At 26.6% G+C, this 18,176-nt stretch carries 20 protein-coding genes; 16 read left to right on the top strand and 4 right to left on the bottom strand.

Features of this window, described 5'->3' with window-relative positions:
• Window positions 1–45: 45 nt before the first annotated feature.
• From SLITO_RS04705 to pyk (SLITO_RS04670), 8 genes are all read left to right on the top strand, one after another.
• Entirely contained in the window at window positions 46–963 is a 918-nt protein-coding gene (locus SLITO_RS04705; RefSeq protein WP_075058611.1) for a lipoprotein, read from the top strand.
• A gap of 160 nt (window positions 964–1,123) precedes the next feature.
• Window positions 1,124–2,473 carry a phosphopyruvate hydratase gene (gene eno, locus SLITO_RS04700; protein ID WP_075058610.1) on the top strand — a complete coding sequence of 450 codons (1,350 nt, stop codon included), beginning with the start codon at window positions 1,124–1,126 and terminating at the stop codon, window positions 2,471–2,473.
• Between the two features lie 94 nt (window positions 2,474–2,567).
• Window positions 2,568–3,485 carry a hypothetical protein gene (locus SLITO_RS04695; protein WP_075058609.1) on the top strand — a complete coding sequence of 306 codons (918 nt, stop codon included), beginning with the start codon at window positions 2,568–2,570 and terminating at the stop codon, window positions 3,483–3,485.
• 47 nt (window positions 3,486–3,532) lie between these two features.
• A complete protein-coding gene (locus tag SLITO_RS04690; RefSeq protein WP_075058608.1) occupies window positions 3,533–4,450 on the top strand; it encodes a phosphatase PAP2 family protein in 918 nt (305 codons plus the stop codon).
• A 115-nt stretch (window positions 4,451–4,565) separates the two neighbouring features.
• Window positions 4,566–4,991 carry a Holliday junction resolvase RuvX gene (ruvX, locus tag SLITO_RS04685; protein WP_075058607.1) on the top strand — a complete coding sequence of 142 codons (426 nt, stop codon included), beginning with the start codon at window positions 4,566–4,568 and terminating at the stop codon, window positions 4,989–4,991.
• Between the two features lie 26 nt (window positions 4,992–5,017).
• The gene (hpt, locus tag SLITO_RS04680) at window positions 5,018–5,587 is read left to right on the top strand and encodes a hypoxanthine phosphoribosyltransferase (protein ID WP_075058606.1); all 570 of its coding nucleotides are present in this window, start codon (window positions 5,018–5,020) and stop codon (window positions 5,585–5,587) included.
• An 82-nt stretch (window positions 5,588–5,669) separates the two neighbouring features.
• Window positions 5,670–6,641 (top strand): 6-phosphofructokinase, encoded by a 972-nt coding sequence (pfkA, locus tag SLITO_RS04675; RefSeq protein ID WP_075058605.1) that lies wholly within the window; start codon window positions 5,670–5,672, stop codon window positions 6,639–6,641.
• Between the two features lie 17 nt (window positions 6,642–6,658).
• The gene (pyk, locus tag SLITO_RS04670) at window positions 6,659–8,110 is read left to right on the top strand and encodes a pyruvate kinase (RefSeq protein ID WP_075058604.1); all 1,452 of its coding nucleotides are present in this window, start codon (window positions 6,659–6,661) and stop codon (window positions 8,108–8,110) included.
• An 8-nt stretch (window positions 8,111–8,118) separates the two neighbouring features.
• Here the strand turns inward: pyk (SLITO_RS04670) and SLITO_RS04665 are convergent, their stop codons facing one another.
• From SLITO_RS04665 to SLITO_RS04650, 4 genes are all read right to left on the bottom strand, one after another.
• Window positions 8,119–8,400 (bottom strand): integrase core domain-containing protein, encoded by a 282-nt coding sequence (locus SLITO_RS04665; RefSeq protein ID WP_268794783.1) that lies wholly within the window; start codon window positions 8,398–8,400, stop codon window positions 8,119–8,121.
• A 16-nt stretch (window positions 8,401–8,416) separates the two neighbouring features.
• Window positions 8,417–8,767 (bottom strand): DDE-type integrase/transposase/recombinase, encoded by a 351-nt coding sequence (locus SLITO_RS04660; protein WP_075058602.1) that lies wholly within the window; start codon window positions 8,765–8,767, stop codon window positions 8,417–8,419.
• Window positions 8,749–9,324, bottom strand: a complete 576-nt coding sequence (locus SLITO_RS04655; RefSeq protein WP_075058601.1) for a hypothetical protein — start codon at window positions 9,322–9,324, stop codon at window positions 8,749–8,751. The genes SLITO_RS04660 and SLITO_RS04655 overlap by 19 nt, the downstream gene beginning before the upstream one ends.
• Before the next feature lie 105 nt (window positions 9,325–9,429).
• Window positions 9,430–9,744, bottom strand: coding sequence for a winged helix-turn-helix transcriptional regulator (locus tag SLITO_RS04650; RefSeq protein WP_075058600.1), 315 nt, complete (start codon window positions 9,742–9,744; stop codon window positions 9,430–9,432).
• A gap of 85 nt (window positions 9,745–9,829) precedes the next feature.
• Here SLITO_RS04650 and SLITO_RS04645 point away from each other — a divergent pair, with 85 nt between their 5' ends.
• The 8 genes from SLITO_RS04645 (at window position 9,830) to SLITO_RS04610 (ending at window position 18,089) form a co-directional block, all read left to right on the top strand.
• A complete protein-coding gene (locus SLITO_RS04645) occupies window positions 9,830–10,075 on the top strand; it encodes a hypothetical protein (protein ID WP_075058599.1) in 246 nt (81 codons plus the stop codon).
• A gap of 494 nt (window positions 10,076–10,569) precedes the next feature.
• Window positions 10,570–12,003: a pyruvate kinase gene (gene pyk, locus SLITO_RS04640; RefSeq protein WP_075058598.1), complete on the top strand. Its 1,434-nt coding sequence runs from the start codon at window positions 10,570–10,572 to the stop codon at window positions 12,001–12,003.
• A gap of 33 nt (window positions 12,004–12,036) precedes the next feature.
• The gene (locus SLITO_RS04635) at window positions 12,037–13,089 is read left to right on the top strand and encodes a formate/nitrite transporter family protein (RefSeq protein ID WP_075058597.1); all 1,053 of its coding nucleotides are present in this window, start codon (window positions 12,037–12,039) and stop codon (window positions 13,087–13,089) included.
• An 87-nt stretch (window positions 13,090–13,176) separates the two neighbouring features.
• Window positions 13,177–14,973 (top strand): ABC transporter ATP-binding protein, encoded by a 1,797-nt coding sequence (locus tag SLITO_RS04630; protein WP_075058596.1) that lies wholly within the window; start codon window positions 13,177–13,179, stop codon window positions 14,971–14,973.
• 29 nt (window positions 14,974–15,002) lie between these two features.
• The gene (locus SLITO_RS04625) at window positions 15,003–15,269 is read left to right on the top strand and encodes a hypothetical protein (RefSeq protein WP_075058595.1); all 267 of its coding nucleotides are present in this window, start codon (window positions 15,003–15,005) and stop codon (window positions 15,267–15,269) included.
• Between the two features lie 89 nt (window positions 15,270–15,358).
• Window positions 15,359–17,131: a PTS transporter subunit EIIC gene (locus SLITO_RS04620; protein WP_083433382.1), complete on the top strand. Its 1,773-nt coding sequence runs from the start codon at window positions 15,359–15,361 to the stop codon at window positions 17,129–17,131.
• Window positions 17,132–17,190: 59 nt separating this feature from the next.
• A complete protein-coding gene (locus SLITO_RS04615; protein ID WP_075058594.1) occupies window positions 17,191–17,400 on the top strand; it encodes a hypothetical protein in 210 nt (69 codons plus the stop codon).
• Entirely contained in the window at window positions 17,400–18,089 is a 690-nt protein-coding gene (locus SLITO_RS04610) for a phage minor capsid protein (protein ID WP_075058593.1), read from the top strand. The genes SLITO_RS04615 and SLITO_RS04610 overlap by 1 nt, the downstream gene beginning before the upstream one ends.
• Window positions 18,090–18,176: the final 87 nt, after the last annotated feature.

Here is an 18,176-nt window from a genome sequence, read left to right as displayed (position 1 = left end):
TTATTATAAGTATAAGTCTACTAGTTAGACTGGGAGGAAAATTAAATGAAAAAATTATTAGGATTATTAGCAGCTACTGGTTTAGTAGCAACTACTGGAGCAACAGTAGTATCATGTGGGAATAAAGAAGAAGCATTTAGTTTTGGAGACGCTTTCAAAGATTTCAAAATGAAAGTTGGAGATGAAGATAAAACTTTAGCATTAGTTGCATCAACACCAGCAAAAGATTCAGCTATTAGTGCAACTTCAAGTAAAGCAGAAGTAGCAACTGTAACTGTAAGTTCAGCAAAAGATACTGAAGGTACTGGGAAATTCAATTTAGTTGTTAAAGCAGTAGCTAAAGGTGAATCAACAATTACTGTAAAATATGGTGAACAATCAAAAACAATTAAAGTAACAGTTGAAGATAAAGATGGTGAAACACCATCTCCAAGTGAAAAAGTTGAATTAAATACTATTATTACAAAAACAACATTAGGTGACTTAGAATTCGATTCTAAACCAACAGATAGCGCAATTATAGAAGCTGCAAAAAAACTAAATACAAGTTTAATTTCAGAACAAGTAGAAGTTAAAGAAGATTCAATAAAAGAAGCAGAAGCAACAATATCTGCAAAATCTGACTCAGCTAATTATACTGGATCTGTAAAAGTGACTTTTACTAAAAAACAAACTGAACAAAAACCAGTTTTAAGTGTTGACGGTGGAAATGATATAACATTCCCAAAATCTGAAAAGAAAAAAGTAGTTACTATTAAAGTTACAAATCCAAAAGCAGGATCTGCAATTACTGCTAACGCATCAAAATCTGAAATTATTACTGTTTCAGATGTACCTGAAAATGATAATGATGGAAAAGGTACTTTCCAAATAACAATAAACGCAGTTAAAGAAGGAAATGATACTGTTACAGTTACATACGGTGGTGCAGAAAACCTTGTTTTAAATGTAACAATTTCATAATATTTTATTATTTATTAGATAAAAAAACTTTTTACTTATTGTAAAGAGTTTTTTTTATTTTTTTTTAAATTATTAAAAAAAATTCTAAACATTTTAAACCAAATCTAAATAATAAATCGTTTTTTAGAGTTATCATTAATATTGTAAGGAGATAATTAATATGTCAAAAATAGTTAATGTTGTTGCACGTGAAGTGCTAGACTCAAGAGGATTTCCAACAGTTCAAGTAGATGTTACTACTGAATTTGGTGGATTTGGTTCTGCAAAAGTTCCATCAGGAGCTTCAACAGGATCAAGAGAAGCTTTAGAATTAAGAGATGGAGATAAAAAAAGATACAATGGTAAAGGTGTTTTAAAAGCCGTTGCAAATGTAAATGATAAAATTGCTCCAGCTATTATTGGTATGGAAGTAACAAACCAAGTTGAAATTGATTTACACATGTGTAAATTAGATGGTGATGATTTCAAAAAAAATCTTGGAGCAAACGCAATTTTAGGTGTTTCTTTAGCTGTTGCAAAAGCTGCTGCAAGTGAATTAGAAATCCCATTATACAGATACATTGGTGGTACTAATGGAAGAAGATTACCTGTTCCAATGTTAAATGTTATTAATGGTGGAGCACATGCAGATAGTGCAATTGACTTCCAAGAATTTATGATTATGCCAGTTGGTGCACCAACTTTCAAAGAAGCTTTAAGATGAGCATCAGAAACTTTCCAAGCATTAAAAAAATTATTACATGATAAAAAAGATATTACTGCTGTTGGAGATGAAGGTGGATTTGCACCTCACTTTGAATGAGCATATAAAGAAATTTCTTTAAAAAACTTTAAAGAAAAATCACCAGTTGAAGTAGCTTTAGATTTATTAGTAGAAGCAATTCAAGTTGCAGGATACAAAACTGGTAGAGATGGTATTATGATCGCAATGGACTGTGCAAACTCAGAATTATACATTGATGGTAAATACCACTTCAAAAAAATTGAAGCTCTTACAGGAGAAAAATATGCATTTACAACTAAAGAAATGATAGAATTTTTAGATAAATTAGTTGATAAATATCCAATTATTTCAATTGAAGATGGATTAGCAGAATCAGACTGAGATGGATTCCAAGAACAAGTTAAAGTTATGGGTAGCAAAATCCAAATTGTTGGTGATGATTTATTTGTTACAAACCCAAAAATTACTGCTGAAGGAATTGAAAAAAATGCAGCAAACTCAGTTTTAATTAAATTAAACCAAATTGGTACTTTAACTGAAACAATTGAAACAATTCAAATGGCTCAAAAGGCTGGATGAACTGCTGTTACTTCACATAGATCAGGTGAAACTGAAGATTCAACAATTGCTGACTTAGCAGTTGCTTTAAACACAGGACAAATTAAAACTGGTTCAATGTCAAGATCAGATAGAATTGCAAAATACAATAGATTATTAGAAATTGAAGATGAACTAGGTGAAGCAGCTATTTATGATGGAATTAAATCATTTTATAATTTAAAATAATATCAATTTATTAATTCAACTTTTACCTTAATGGGTAAAAGTTTTTTTATTTATAATTTGTTTTTAATATAATTTGGTGTGCTATTATTAATTTATGAGTTACAAAGTTTTGATAATTGGAAATGGTTTTGATATAAACATTGACAAAAATATAAAAAATTATCAATATGATTTATATAATTATTACAAAGAATTTAATAAAAGTGATGTTTTACTTGATTTTATTTCACAAATAAACTACATAGATTTTAAAAATATAAATTATGATTTTTTTAATAAAAATGAAACAATAATTTATGAAACAATAAATTATATTCTTAAAAGAAAACGACGTTTTTTAAATGGAATTGAACTTTTTTTTAACAAACTTCTTAAAAAATTTGATAGTAAATATAAAAAGAATGAAGTAGACGCAATTGAACTTTTTTTACAATTGACATATTATGAATTTATAAGAAATAAATATGGAGAGAAAATTAATACTTTTTTTAGTAAAATAGAAGATAAAAGTTTAAACACAAAATATCATTTACTAGCAACTACAAACTTCACAGACTCACTATTACTTTTGAAGGAAAAACTTATCGATAAAACTCCGGAACAAAAAAGTAATTTTTTTTACCCTATTCATTCAGAAAATCTTTATGTAAACGGTAAAATTAATAATACGCAAATGATTAGTGGAAAGTTTCCTAATCCCCAAATAATTCTAAACCGCAAAAAAATAAATAAGGATTTTAAAAATAGAATTTTATATAAAGCAAAAAAGTTTAAACATGAAATTATAATTTTTGATTTTTTTGGTATCTCCTTAAAAAATGATGAACATATAATTAAAATGATTAATGAAATAAATAATAATGAAAATATTAGAATTATTATAAATTATTACTATTATTATAGGAAAGACACAAAGCTACTTAAAAAATGTAAATACCTTAAAAAAATTGAATTAAACTTTTATAGTTATAAAGAATGAGAAAACTATAATAACTTATTTAGCAGTTATTAAAAGTTTTTCACAATTTAAATGTATATAATATATTTGGTGATAATAATATGGCGTTAAAAAAAGATAGAAAGCTAAATAAACACCACATATTTTTTATAATTATGTTTTGTTTATTGATTGTGTCTATTCCTTTAATTATATTTGACTTAAAACTATCAAGTATAATTCCTTTGTCTTTACAAAAAAATTGATTTTCAATATTTTTTGATCAAGTTGGTCTTGGAGTATCTTTTATTCCAATTTATTATTTATTGTTAATATTTGTATTTACGATAAATTTTAGTTTTATTAAAACAGTTAAAAATAAAAAAATAATATATATTATTTTCAACATAATATTTTTATGTATTAATATAATGTTTTATTACTACAATGATTCTTTTAATTATATTAAAGGCAACAACTACTCTCTAATAACTCTAATATCAGGTTTAGTTTGTATAATTATGAGTTTAACTTTCTATTTAGTAGTGAATATATATATTTATAAAAAGAAATTATATAAGGATATATATTGATTATCTAATGTAAGCAAAAGATCTGGATATGCATTTTTTGTTATATTTTTCTCTCAAATAACTGTACAAATATTAAAATTTATTGTTGGTAGAACAAGACCTTATGATGTAATCTATGATAATAAATTATTCTATTATACATTTGAAATAAACTTTAATAAAGATAGAGGAAATAGTTTTCCGAGTGGTCATACTATATCTGCTGGTTTATTGTTCATATTTATTTTCTTTCAATTTTTAAACAACAAAAGAACAAAAAAACTAAAAATTTTTACAATAGTTTCTTCATCATTAATAACTATGTTAGTGGGTATTTCGCGAATAACATCATTAAGTCATTTTATGTCAGATATATATTTTTCTGGAGTAATTTTATTTATTTACATGTATTATTCAAAAACTGTTGTTGAATGATTTAGAAAAAAAACAAGACCAAGAAATATATAAAAATAATTCTGAATATTTATATAATAAAAGCAATTTATAAATGATTGCTTTTATTATTTTTATTAATAATTAAAATATGATATAAATACAATATAAATCTAGAAAGAAGCATTAAATGTATAAGTATATTGGTCTTGACGTTGGATCTAAAACAGTTGGAATAGCAGTTAGTGAAGGTTTTTTTGCAACACCATATGAAACAATTAGATTTAATGAGTATGAATTTGAAGAAGCTATAAATAAAATTGAATATATATTTAACGAAAATTCTTTTGATAAAATTATTGTTGGTTATCCAATAAACATGAATGGATCAATTGGGTATCGTGCAGATATGGTTGATGATTTTATCTATCTATTAATTGAAATGTTAAAAATTGATAAAAATATGATAATTAAAGTAGATGAAAGACTAACCACAAGAATGGCAAACAATATGATGAGTAATTCAAACTATAGCATAAAAGATAAAAAACAAAACAAGGATCAAATCGCTGCTAAGTTTATTTTAGATTCTTACTTAAATCAAATAAAGAAGTAATATAATATTTTTATTGGAGGTATCAAATGGTAAAACACCCATTAGTAAAAGATATATTAGTAGATAGAAAAAATATTGACACAAAAATTTCAGAATTAGCTAAAAATGTAAATGAATATTATAAAAATATAAATTATAAAGATAGTACTGTTATTACAATTGGTTTGTTAAAAGGTTGTGTTCCTTTCATGGCGGGATTAATAAAAGAATTAAATTTTCAATGTATAACTGATTATATGATAGTTTCTTCTTATGCTGGAAACATTACAAATGTTCAAGAACCTAAAATAATGAATGATATTTCAGTAAACATTGAAGGATGTCATGTATTACTTATAGAAGATATTATTGATACAGGAATAACTTTAAATTTTATAAAAGATTATTTATTAAAAAAAGGTGCTAAGGAAGTTAAAGTAATAACCTTAGCATCAAAACCCAATAAAATTAAAGTTGATTTAAAACCTGATTGAAATGGTTTTGAATTTGGAGATGAATTTTTAATTGGTTTTGGTTTAGATTATCAAGAAAGATTTAGAAATTTACCTTTTCTTGCTACGTGTGATATTTCAAAATTAGATAATTGAAAATGATAATTTATTAAACTTGAATTTTAACTATTTTTGTATTTATTAATTATAAGGTTTATTATTAATAATATAGAGTTGGAGGAAAACTATGATAAAAAAAATAGGGGTTTTAACATCAGGAGGAGACGCTCCAGGGATGAACGCAACAATATCTTCTGTTGTTAAAGCTGCAATTTCTAAATCAATCAAACCGTTTGTAATTAGAGATGGTTATAAAGGTTTGTATAATGACTGAATTGAAGAAGTTGATGCAATATTTGCTGATAACATTATTTCAAGAGGTGGAACTGTTATAGGATCTGCAAGATTTCCTGAATTTAAAGATGAAGAAATCAGAAAAAAAGCAGTAGAAAATCTTAAAAAAAGAGGTATAGAAGCTTTAGTTGTAATTGGTGGAGATGGTAGTTATCAAGGAGCTGAAAAACTTACTAAAATGGGTATAAATTGTATCGGTATTCCAGGAACAATTGACAATGATATTGTTTCATCAGATTATACAGTAGGATTTGATACAGCCCTTAATACTGTTGTAAGATCTATTGATGCTATTAGAGATACAATGCAATCACATAATAGATGTAGCGTAGTTGAGATTATGGGTAATGGTTGTGGGGATTTAACTCTATATGGAGCTATAGCAACTGGTGCTGAGGTATTTTCTACAAAAGAAAGTTTTTTATCAGAAGAAGAAATCATAAAACAAGTTAAACATTTAGCAGAAATGAAAAAAAGAAGTGTGATAGTTGCAATTGCTGAAAAAACATATCCAGATGCACATAAACTTGCAGAAAAAATTGAAGCAGCTTCAGGTTATGTCACAAGAGCAACTATACTTGGACATATTCAAAGAGGTGGAACACCAACTGCAATGGATAGATATTTAGCTGTTAGCGCTGGTATATTTGCTGTTGACAAATTAGTTGAAGGTAAGGGTGGTTTATATATTGGTATGTCTGATAATAAACTAGTCGCCAGAGATATTGAATCAACTTTAAATATGCCAAGAAAAGATAAATCAGAAGAGTACAATAAAATTAGAGAGATTAATAAAGCTATTTAGCGGAAGGATGTAAATTTATGAACGAAATAGAATTTTACGAACCAAATAAAATTGAGAAAAAAATAAAAAGAACTAAAATTATTACAACAATTGGACCAAGTACAAGTGGTAAAGATGAAATTAGAAAACTTTTTGAATCAGGAATGAACGTTGTAAGATTAAACTTTTCACATGGTAAACATGAAGAACATTTAGAAAAAATTAAGGCTTGTTTAGAATTAAGAAAAGAAATAGAAAAACCAATTTCAATTTTACTAGATACAAAAGGGCCAGAAATCAGAATTGGTAAAATGATTGATGGTTCACAAGAGGTTAAAGCTGGTAGTGATGTAAGAATTTATACAAAAGAAAAAGATTATTTAGAAAAAGAATGTAAAGGTACAGAAATGACTGTATCTTATGATATGAGTCAAGACTTAAAACCAGGAGATACAGTTTTAGTTGATGATGGTAAATTAACATTAAATGTTTTAAATGTTGAACCAGGTGTTGTTCTATCTAGAGCTTTTAATACACACATAATTAAAACTAATAAAAGAATTAACTTACCAGGTGTTGATTTTTCATTACCATTCTTAAGTGATAAAGATATTAATGATATTAAATTTGGTATTGATAATGGAATTGATTATATTGCAGCAAGTTTTGTTAATACTGCAGATAACGTTAAAGAAATTAGAAATATTTTAAAAGAAAAAAAAGCAACACACATTCAAATAATTTCAAAAATAGAATCAAAAATCGGTATATTTAATATTGATTCAATTATTGATGCATCTGATGGAATTATGATTGCTAGAGGAGATTTAGGACTTGAAATACCTTATTATGAAGTTCCGTATTGAGAAAAACAAATAATAAGAAAATGTCGTAAAGCAGGTAAAATTGCAATTGTAGCAACTCAAATGCTAGAATCAATGACAGATAACCCTCAACCAACAAGAGCAGAAGTGACTGATGTTTATTATGCAACTGAACTTGGAGCTGACGCTACAATGTTAAGTGGAGAATCTGCAACTGGAATTTATCCTTTTATTACTACAAACACAATGGCTACAATTAATAAAAGAGCTGAGTTAAGTTATTATGGAAAAATCTATTATGATAGAGCACTTGAAATTGCTAGATCAACAACAAGTGGTAAAAGAGCTGAAATTGCTGATGAACTTGCAAATATTACAAGAAATGGTAAATATGAATTTGCAGTAATACTTTCAAGAACTGGTGAACTACTAAAAACAATTTCAAAATTTAGACCAAATGTTACAATCTTGGGTGTATGTCAAGATGAAAAACTTTGAAATGCATTTGGTGCATGACATTCAATATTTATGAATAAAGTTAAAGATATTGATAAATGCTGAGCTAACCAAGATGAAATTAATGAAATTGCAAGATATTGAGGAGCCAAAAAAGGTGACGAATTCTTGGTTGTTAGATCTGAAGAAATTAAAGTTTGCAAATTATAATTAAATAATTAAAATATAAATATATAAAAACTGCTTTTAATGAAATTATCAATTAAAATTGACATTAAAAAGATACTTTCTCCATACGAATTTCGTATGGAGTTTTTTTTATGCTTTAGACAAGGTCTAACATAATTATAAAACTCTATATAGTCTGAGATAATTTTATAAATATTTGAGTAATGTAGTTCTTTTACTTTATATGTATATATACATTCATTTTTAAAAGTTCCAAAAAAAGACTCACATGCACCATTATCTGGGGAGTTCCCTCTTCTTGACATAGAAATATTTATATTATTATTTTTACATAATCTTTCTCAAGTTTCATCTGTGTATGGTGCCTCCTGATCTGAATGAATTATTTTTGGAGCACCTTTTTTTAATAGAACTTATTAAATTTGTATGACATAATTTATTATTAGGACTAACCGATAACTTTCAATCAACAATTTCAGAATTAAATAAATCTTTTATAACAGATAGATAAACATTTCCATTAATAGTTTTTATATAAGTCACATCTGTTACTCATTTTTCATTTATATTTTTAGAATTAAAGTTTCTATTCAGTAAATTTTCAAATCTTAATGGACCTGATTTATCATAGTTTGGAACTTTCTTTTTCTTTGCTGCTTTTAAACTCATTGTTTTCATATATCTATAAACAACCCAAGGTTTAATCTTTCTTTAAAGTATTTGTTTAAAAATAAAGTTATCATATTATAACCATATCTTTTTTTAAACAAGTAAAAAAGGCATCTTATCTTAAATGCTAAAATTCTATTATAATTTTTATGCTTTGGTTTTTCGTTTTTAAGTCATTTTAAATATCCATACCTTGAAACTTTTAAATATAAACAAGATAATTTCAAAGAAAACATTCTTTTAACATTAAAAATGGCGAAGTACTTTTCCTTAGTCATCTTCACTAAATGCTTTTTTAAAGCACGTTCCAGTTTCAAAGCCTCTCTTAATTCTTCAATGCTCATATCATCAGGTTCTTTAAAAATTCAATCATGAGATTTAAATTTTTTAATATTTCCTTTTGCCTGGGTTCCGCTACCTCATTCAAGGGCTCCTTCACCTTTAATTTTTACCTCTGATTTTCATCTTTTAATTGTGCTAGTACTAATATCAAACTTTAATGCTGCATTTAAAATACCGATTTTTTTTGATTCATTAATTATATTAAGTTTTTCATTTTTGTTCATTGTTTTGCCATATAAAAAGAACACCTTTCAATAAAATTTTAACAATAAAAGTACTTTTTTACTGTCAATTTTATTTTAGATGTTCATAATAGCGGTTTTATATATTTATTCAAAATTTAACTTGTTCTGATTATTAAAACCTCATTCTGCTAACTTATCTAAAACACCTTTTAAACTATGTCCAAAATCAGTTAAAGAATAAATCACAATTAATGGATAAGCATTGTTTGATTTTCGATTTATTATTTCTAAATTTTCTAAATGTTTCAAATTCTCTGCTAATACTTTTGTTGTGACTCCTTTTAAATTTCTTTTTAACTCATTAAATCTTTTTTCAGATGCAAGTAATTCTCTTATTATAAAAATAGTTCATTTGTTTTTTAATACTTTCAAACTTATTTCTACCGGACAATAGCTCATTATTACTCCTTGTTTATGTTACTTTAAAGTAACTACTATTAATTTAATTTAACATGATTATTATATTATAGAAAGGAGAATTTATATGAGTCTAGATAAAAACAATGCTGTTGAAGTTTCTAATGGAGATTTTGAATTAATTAACAAATTATTAAGTGAAGGCAAAACTGTTTTAGCTTCAGTAGAGTATGGTAAAAAAGTAGAAGAGTCACTTAAAAGAGGCAAAATGAGTGATGATTTTGCAAATATAGAATTAAAAGAAAAAAAAGACAATTGTGGTAAATGTGGTTGTGGCAAAACTGCAAATACACTTGTTTATTTATGAAGATAATAACTTAATAATTTAAATTAATAGGATAGATAAATATTCTAGTTAATAAATTTAGTAAATAATTATTAAAACAAGTTCTCCTTATAAAATACAATAAGGAGTTTTTATTTTATAAATTTTTAAAAGATACTCCAATATTGAATAAAAAAACTAAGTATTTTTAAAAACCTATAATTGAATTTTTACTTAGATTAATTAAAATAATATATTTTAAATATAGTAGGCGTCTTTAATATTTGCTTCAAAATAAAAAGAAGTATATTTATATATTAGAAAAAAAACTATGCAATACAACATTTTGAGATTTAAATGTAAATTTATTACATAAATTAAATATTATTTTTTATGTAAATATTTTTTATTTTTAGTTATAATTATAGTGCAAAACCACTTTTAAATTTGCATCATTATTAAAGGGTTTTAAATTAAATAAAAACAAAGGCTTTTTCATTTATGAAATTGCACTTTTTTTTTGTAAATATCTAGGAGGATAAATGAAAAAGTTAGAGGATAAAATTAAACGTACCAAGATAATTACTACACTTGGACCAAGCGTGCACTCAAAAGAGGCAATTAAAGAGTTATTTGAAAAAGGAATGAACACAATTCGTTTGAATTTCTCTCATGCAGACTTTCAAGAACATGGTGAAAGAATTGAATGAGTTAAAGAATTAAGAAAAGAAATGGACAAACCAATTTCAATCTTATTAGATACTAAAGGACCAGAAATTAGAGTCGGAAAAATGATCGATGGTAAACAATTAATCAAAAAAGATACAGTTGTTACTATCTATACAGATCCAAAGGATTTTGCAACTAAAGAATGTTCAGGAACAGAACTTCAAATGTCATATGACATGAGTCAAGATTTAAAAGCAGGAGATACTGTTTTAGTTGATGATGGAAAATTAACAATGTATGTTGAAAAAGTAGAAAAATATAAAGTTACTTGTAAAGCATTTAACTCACACGTTGTAAAATCAAACAAAAGAGTTAATTTACCAGGAATCGAATTCACTTTACCATTTTTAGCTGAAAAAGATTATAACGATATTAATTTTGGTATTGAACAAGGTATTGACTACATTGCAGCAAGTTTTGTAAACTCAGCAGATAATGTTAATGAAATTAGAAAAATTTTAAAAGAAAAAGATGCTACAAATGTACAAATAATTTCAAAAATTGAATCACAAGTTGGTTGTGACAACATTGATTCAATAATTGAAGCATCTGATGGAATAATGGTTGCTAGAGGAGATTTAGGACTTGAAATACCTTATTATGATGTTCCTTATTGAGAAAAACAAATAATAAGAAAATGTAGAGAAAAAGGTAAAATTGTAATTGTTGCAACTCAAATGTTAGAATCAATGACAGATAACCCTCAACCAACAAGAGCAGAAGTAACTGATGTTTATTATGCAACTGAACTTGGAGCTGATGCTACAATGTTAAGTGGAGAATCTGCAAACGGAGATTTCCCATTCATTACTGTAGAAACAATGGCTGCAATTAACAAAAGAGCTGAAATGGAATTCTACTCAAAACTATACTATGAAAAACAATTAGAAAATGCTCAAAAAACTACTAGTGGTAAAAGAGCAGATATTGCAAATCAACTTGCTAATACTACATTGTCTGGAGCATATGATTTTGCAGTAGTTGTTTCAAGAACTGGTGAATTACTAAAAACTATTTCTAAGTTTAGACCAAACATTACAATTTTAGGTGTATGTGACAATGAAAAATTATGAACCTCATTTGGTTCATTACATTCAATATTTATGAATAAAGTAAGTGATTTAAATAAATTTATAGAAGACGAAAAAGAAATTATAAAAATTGCAAAAAAATGAGGAGCAAAACCAGGAAGCAAAATCCTTTTTGTTAGAAATGAAAATATAAAAGAAATAAAAGTAGAAGGTTAATAAAGTATTAATCAATTATAGAAATGAGATATTATGTCGGATAAGATTGACAAATTAGAAATGGAAATCAAGGAATTAAAGAATTATGATTATTCTTTACTTGATGGCGAACATTCTTTCATGCTTTGTGGAACCCTAGGTGGTTTTAAAGCATCGATTAAAAAAATTCAATATACTATGATTAAACAAATCTTACTTGGATTAATGAGTGGGGTAATAATTGGCTTTGGTTATGTTGCTTGTATAACTGCAATGCACGGTTTACCAGAAAATTTAGAAGCCCTAGTTCTTGGAGCCATTTTTCCAGGTTGCATCATCTTAATTACTTTTTTAGGTGGAGCATTATTTACTAGTCACTCACTTGCGACAATTCCGATGTTTAAAGGTTGTGTATCAGGAAGAGAATATATTAAAGCAATATTCTCAGTTTTAATTGGTAACTTTTTAGGTACACTAATTTTTGCTCTTGCATACGTTGCAGCAGGTGCTTTCCATAATACTGATCCTGATAGTATTGCAGAAAAAATATACACAACTGGAGTTCATAAACTTTATGGTGTTGGTGATCAAATAATGGGCACATTAGTATTGGGAACAGTATTGTTAACAATACTTCATAGTTTTTTCTCAGGTATTTTATGTAATTTGGCTGTATCTTCTACATTGCCTTTAACAAGTGCAACAAAAAGCCCAACTTCAGCAATCTTACTTTTGATCTTTCCAATATTATATTTTGCTATTGGAGGATTTCAACATGGTCCTGCTAATTCGTTCTTTATGTGAATGATGTTATTAGAATGTATTTTTAAACAAGATTGAGCAGGAACTAATCCAAAAGTATCTCCTGAATTTATTCATGTTTTAATATTTTTCGGATTAAGTACAATTCCGACATTATTAGGAAATTGGGTTGGGGGTAGTTTTTTAATGGCTGGAATATTACATGCAATCAATAAAAAATATACTGATTTATTATTTAAACAACTTAGATTAGAAAGATTAGCAAAAGTAATTAAAATTACTAAAAAAAGTGTTGTTCAATTAGAACAAAAAAAAGTACATAAACAAATCAATAATAAAAATTAACTATTGTTTTTATTATAAAATGTAGTATATTAAATAAATATAAAGACCATTAAATATGGTCTTTTTCTTTTAACTTTGGTGAAATATATGAGAAAAAAATTTACAAGTGAAAAAGCTTTTAGCAAAAAGAAATTTTTAGCGTCTGTAAGGTTAATGATTGAAGGAATTAAAGCACAACCTGTCATTTTTTTATGTGCAATTTCTTTTATTATATTTGACTCAATAGTTTTTACATCATTAGCTGTAATAGTTAATAAACTAGTAACAACTCTAGAAACTGGGCATCCAACAAATTTTTTAGCTTGAAGCTTTGATTATAAAGACTGGATTATTATTGGGATATGTTGATATTCATTTTATGTTTTTTTAGAGTTCTTTACAAACTTTTTTGCAAGTTTATTTGCAAGAAAAATGGAAATATATTTAAGATTAAAAGCACTACAACATTTAGTAGAAATAGATATTAATTATTACTCTAAAAATCAAATAGGTTTAACAATGTCAAGAGTTATAAATGATAGTAGTAATGCTGGAGATGCGTTTAATGAATTTTTAATTAATTTAATTTATGCAATAACTAGTTTGATTACAATGACAACATTATTGTTTACAATTGATGTGGAACTTGCAGCTATTATTTTAGGATATTTTATATGTATGACTTTCGTTATTTGGGTTTTATTTATTTATTATAGACGTGCAATAATTATTGCTTTTGATATTAGACAAAATATTGATGCAGATATAACTGATAGATTGATTAGTATTAGAGTTATTAAATCAAGTGGAACTGAAAATTATGAAGTAGAAAGATCAAAAGACTTACATAAAACTTACGAAAAAAAAGCAAGAGTTTCAGTAGTTTATCAAACAGTTTTAAACGTCTTTGTTAATGTGTTTTCTTGATTTATGCCAATAGTTGCAATTCTATTAGTTGTTGGTATAAGAAATGATTTAAACCCAAGCGAACTTTCAATTTTAATTGTTACCTTTTCAACTGCTTGTTATAACATGCTTTATGGTTTATTGATTTTACCAACTGCAATGCGTGGTTTAACTAGGCTTTCAAATTGCGTTATGAGATTAAATTATATTTATAATTCTAAAAGTCTAATAGATTTTAAAACTGAGGGTGAAATAATAAAAGATGTAAATAAAATTGAATTTAAAAAAGTTAAATTTTGATATCCTGATGAACCATCAAAAATTATTCTTCCAAATTTTGATTATTCATTTAAAAAAGGAAAAAGGTATGCAATAGTTGGTCAAAGTGGAGTTGGTAAATCTACAATTGCAAGACTTATGCTAAGATATTATGATGTTTCAAGTGGAGAAATATTAATTGATAATGTCAATATTAAAGATCTAAAAAAATCAGATTATCTATCAAGAGTTGGTTATGTTGAACAAGATCCACAAATTTTATATGGAACTATAATGGAAAACTTATTATATGCAAATTTTAATAAAACTAAATTAGAAGCAATAGAGGCATCTAAAAAAGCAAAATTACACAATTTTGTTTTAACTTTGCCAGATGGTTATGAAACGATACTTGGAGAAAGAGGATTTATTTTTAGTGGTGGTCAAAAACAAAGGTTAGTTATTGCAAGAATGATCTTAAAAAATCCTGAAATTTTAATTTTAGATGAAGCTACAAGTGCTCTTGACAATATAGTTGAAAAAGAAATAAAAAAAGAACTTGATCACTTAATGGAGGGAAGAACAACAATTGCAATTGCGCATAGATTGAGTACTATTAAAGAGTTTGATCAGATTATTGTTCTTGATGAAAACGGAATTAATGATGTAGGTACATTTGATGAACTTAAATCAAAAGAAGGAAGATTTAAAAAATTATATGAACTATCTTTAATTAAATAATATAATATTTTTATGAATAGGAGACGTATATGTTATTAGCAACTCTTTCAAAGTCAACTGCTTGATCTTTATTCGGTATAGGGATTGCAGGATTAGTTGTAGGAATCTTAGCAACTTTATTTTTATTTAAATTTAAAAAACGTAAAAAAATCGAAAAAGAATCTTTTGACCTAACACCAGGTAAATATAAGTTTTTTAGATTTTGACAATACTATGGAATTATCATCTTAGCTTTAACTGGTTATATAATGTTTGTTATTTTTGTTCCTTTATCATTAGAAGTAATATTAAAGTAAAAAAAATTTCCAAAAGTGAATTTTATTTCAGGAGGTATTTTGATATAATTTTTTAAGGAGCAATTTCTTGCTCGTAGAAAGGTATCAATATGGCAGAAGCTAAAGTTAGTGTCGCAAAAAGCGACAAAAAAGTTAAACTAAAGTCTCAAAAGTCAGGTGGACCAAACGCTTGAAGTAAGTTTCTTACTATGTTGCAAGAATTAGGTAAAACATTACAATTTCCAATTGCAGTTTTACCATTTGCAGCTATATTAAACCGTTTTGGCGCTTTAGGTATGGAATTAGCAGAAGAACATAGTTGAGGTTGATGAATTTCATTAGTTATTCAAAAACCTGGTTCAGTTCCTTTTGATAATTTACCATTATTATTTGCTATTGGATGTGCATTCGGATTAGCAAAAGATCATAGAGGAGAAGTTGCCTTGGTTGCAGTTATTTTCTACCTTGCAATCGCAGCTTTAACAGCAGAGCACACTTTACCAGAAGCATTTTATAGTAAAGTGTTGAATTTCACTGCATTTGAAGAGGTTGTCGAAAATGGGGAGGTTGTTACCAAACCATTTGACTTTTCAAGTCTATTCTATGTTCCAACGTACGCAGATTCGGCAAAAACAATAATTAATGGACACCAATATGTACTTAATATAGGAGTATTAGGAGGAATAACTGCTGGTTGTTTATCTGCATACTTTTATAATAGATTTAAAGAAATTAAATTACCTACTGCATTATCATTTTTTGGGGGAAGAAGATTTGTCCCAATGGTTGCAATTGCAGCAGCGATTCCAGTTGGTATTGCATTTGCAGTAATTTGACCATGAATACAATATGGTTTAATTAAATTTGGAACAGCGGTTGCAGACCCAACAAGTCCAGCAGTTGCAATTCCAGGTACTATGGTTTATGGTATTTTAAATAGATTGCTTTTACCATTTGGATTACACCAAATACTAAATACATTCTTCTGATTCCAAATGCCAATTTCAGGAGATGTTGTTGCACCGATGACAGGTGAAGTTAGAGCAGTAGATCAATTAGTTAATGGAGATATTAATGCTTTCGCAAAAGGTATTTCAAATTCTGGACTATTCCAATCAGGATTCTTCCCAATTATGATGGGAGGATTACCATTGGCTGCTATAGCAATGATTATGGCTGCACACAAACAAAATAGAAAAGAAGTCGCAGGATTCCTTGGTGGAGTCGCAGGGGTTTCTTTATTATCAGGTATAACCGAACCAATTGAATTCTCATTCGTATTTATTGCTCCAGTTCTTTTAGGAATACACGCAATAATGACGGGAGTATTTGTTGGAATAACAACCGCAATGAAAATACAAATAGGATTTGGATTTAGTGCGGGACTTATTGATTATTTAATCTCTTTTGCTCAATCATGAGGATTAGCAAAATACCACAATAATTTAGCAATGTCTAATCCATTGTGAATATTAGTGCTATCGGCAGCGGCAGGAGCAATATACTTCTTTGTATTCTACTTTGTTATTAAAGCAATGAATCTTCAAACTCCAGGTAGAGAATTACTTGATGGTAACTCAATTCAGAAAGTTGTTAAAGAAGAAGGAAGTAAATCAAAAAGCTCTGGAGATAAATATGTAACAAAGGCAAATATTATATTTGAAGCAATTGGTGCTGATAATATAGTAAGTATTGATAATTGTGCAACAAGACTAAGACTTATCCTAAAAGATAATACAAAAGTCGACGATGCTAAAATAAAATCTGCAGGTTCATTCGGAGTTAAAAGACTTGGTTCTGAAGGAATGCAAATTGTAATTGGTCCTGATGTTGAGCACGTTGCTAACGCTATGAGAAATCAATTCAATGCAGTTAAAAAATAATAATTAATCTCATTAAAATGGTTTTATAACCATTTTAATTTTTTTTGGAGGTATAACAAATGATAAAAAATTTTGATATTGATACTAATTGAATATTTACTTTTTGTAAAACATGTTGAGATTTTAAAAAATTTATATTTGAAAGTAATATTAATTTTGATGAGTCTGAACCAACCAATGGTAAATGTTTTAGTTGTAAAAATATTCAAAGAATAAACTTTAGTGAAGTAAAGGATTATTATTTAAATCTAAATAATAAAAACAATTAATGACTTTACCATATTGAGTTATATTAATTATTCTTGTAATAGTTTTAGTATTATATTTAGTTATACCTTGAAAAAAAATTAGAAAATGAAGACAAAAAAAGAGTGATATTGTAAATAAACCAGAAAACGAAAAAAATATAGAAGAAAAAAATAGCGACCATTCAACTAATGAAGAAGAATCAAATAAATCAAAACAATCTCAAAAACCTATTTTTGGTATTTATAATTGATTTGGTAGCAAACAAGCCTTAAGAAATAAAATATTAGTATATGTTAAAGAAGAAAAAGATTGTTGTGATCTTTGTGCTCCATTTGAAGGTAAGGTACTTTCATTAGAAAAATACGATAAAGACTATTTAACTATGCAAGAAGCAATATCTAAAGGTTATCATCATATAGGTTGCAAACATATTGACATAGATTATTATCCAAATAAAACCAAAATTCCAAATTCTAAATATTCAGTGGAACAAAAAAAAGAAGAACATAAAAATGTTTTGGGTTTATATAAATTAGAACAAGAACTAAGAAACTTAATTTATAAATTTGATAATAAAGAAGATAATGTAACTGAAATCGATGTAAAGAACAAAAAAAATGAAATAATAATGTATTGTAAAACAAAATCAGTCAAAAGAAATCCTAAAAGAGAAAACCCTTATATTCCTGATTATAAAAAATTTAGATAAACAACTTGAAAATAAAATCTAATGTATAATAAATGTGTATAGTTGTTTAATTTAATTCAATTATAATGCTAATTATTAGAGAGGGTA

This window comes from Spiroplasma litorale, from assembly GCF_001267155.1.
GTDB classification, from domain to species: domain Bacteria; phylum Bacillota_I; class Bacilli_A; order Mycoplasmatales; family Mycoplasmataceae; genus Spiroplasma_A; species Spiroplasma_A litorale.
This window is presented reverse-complemented; position numbering and strand designations above follow the sequence as displayed.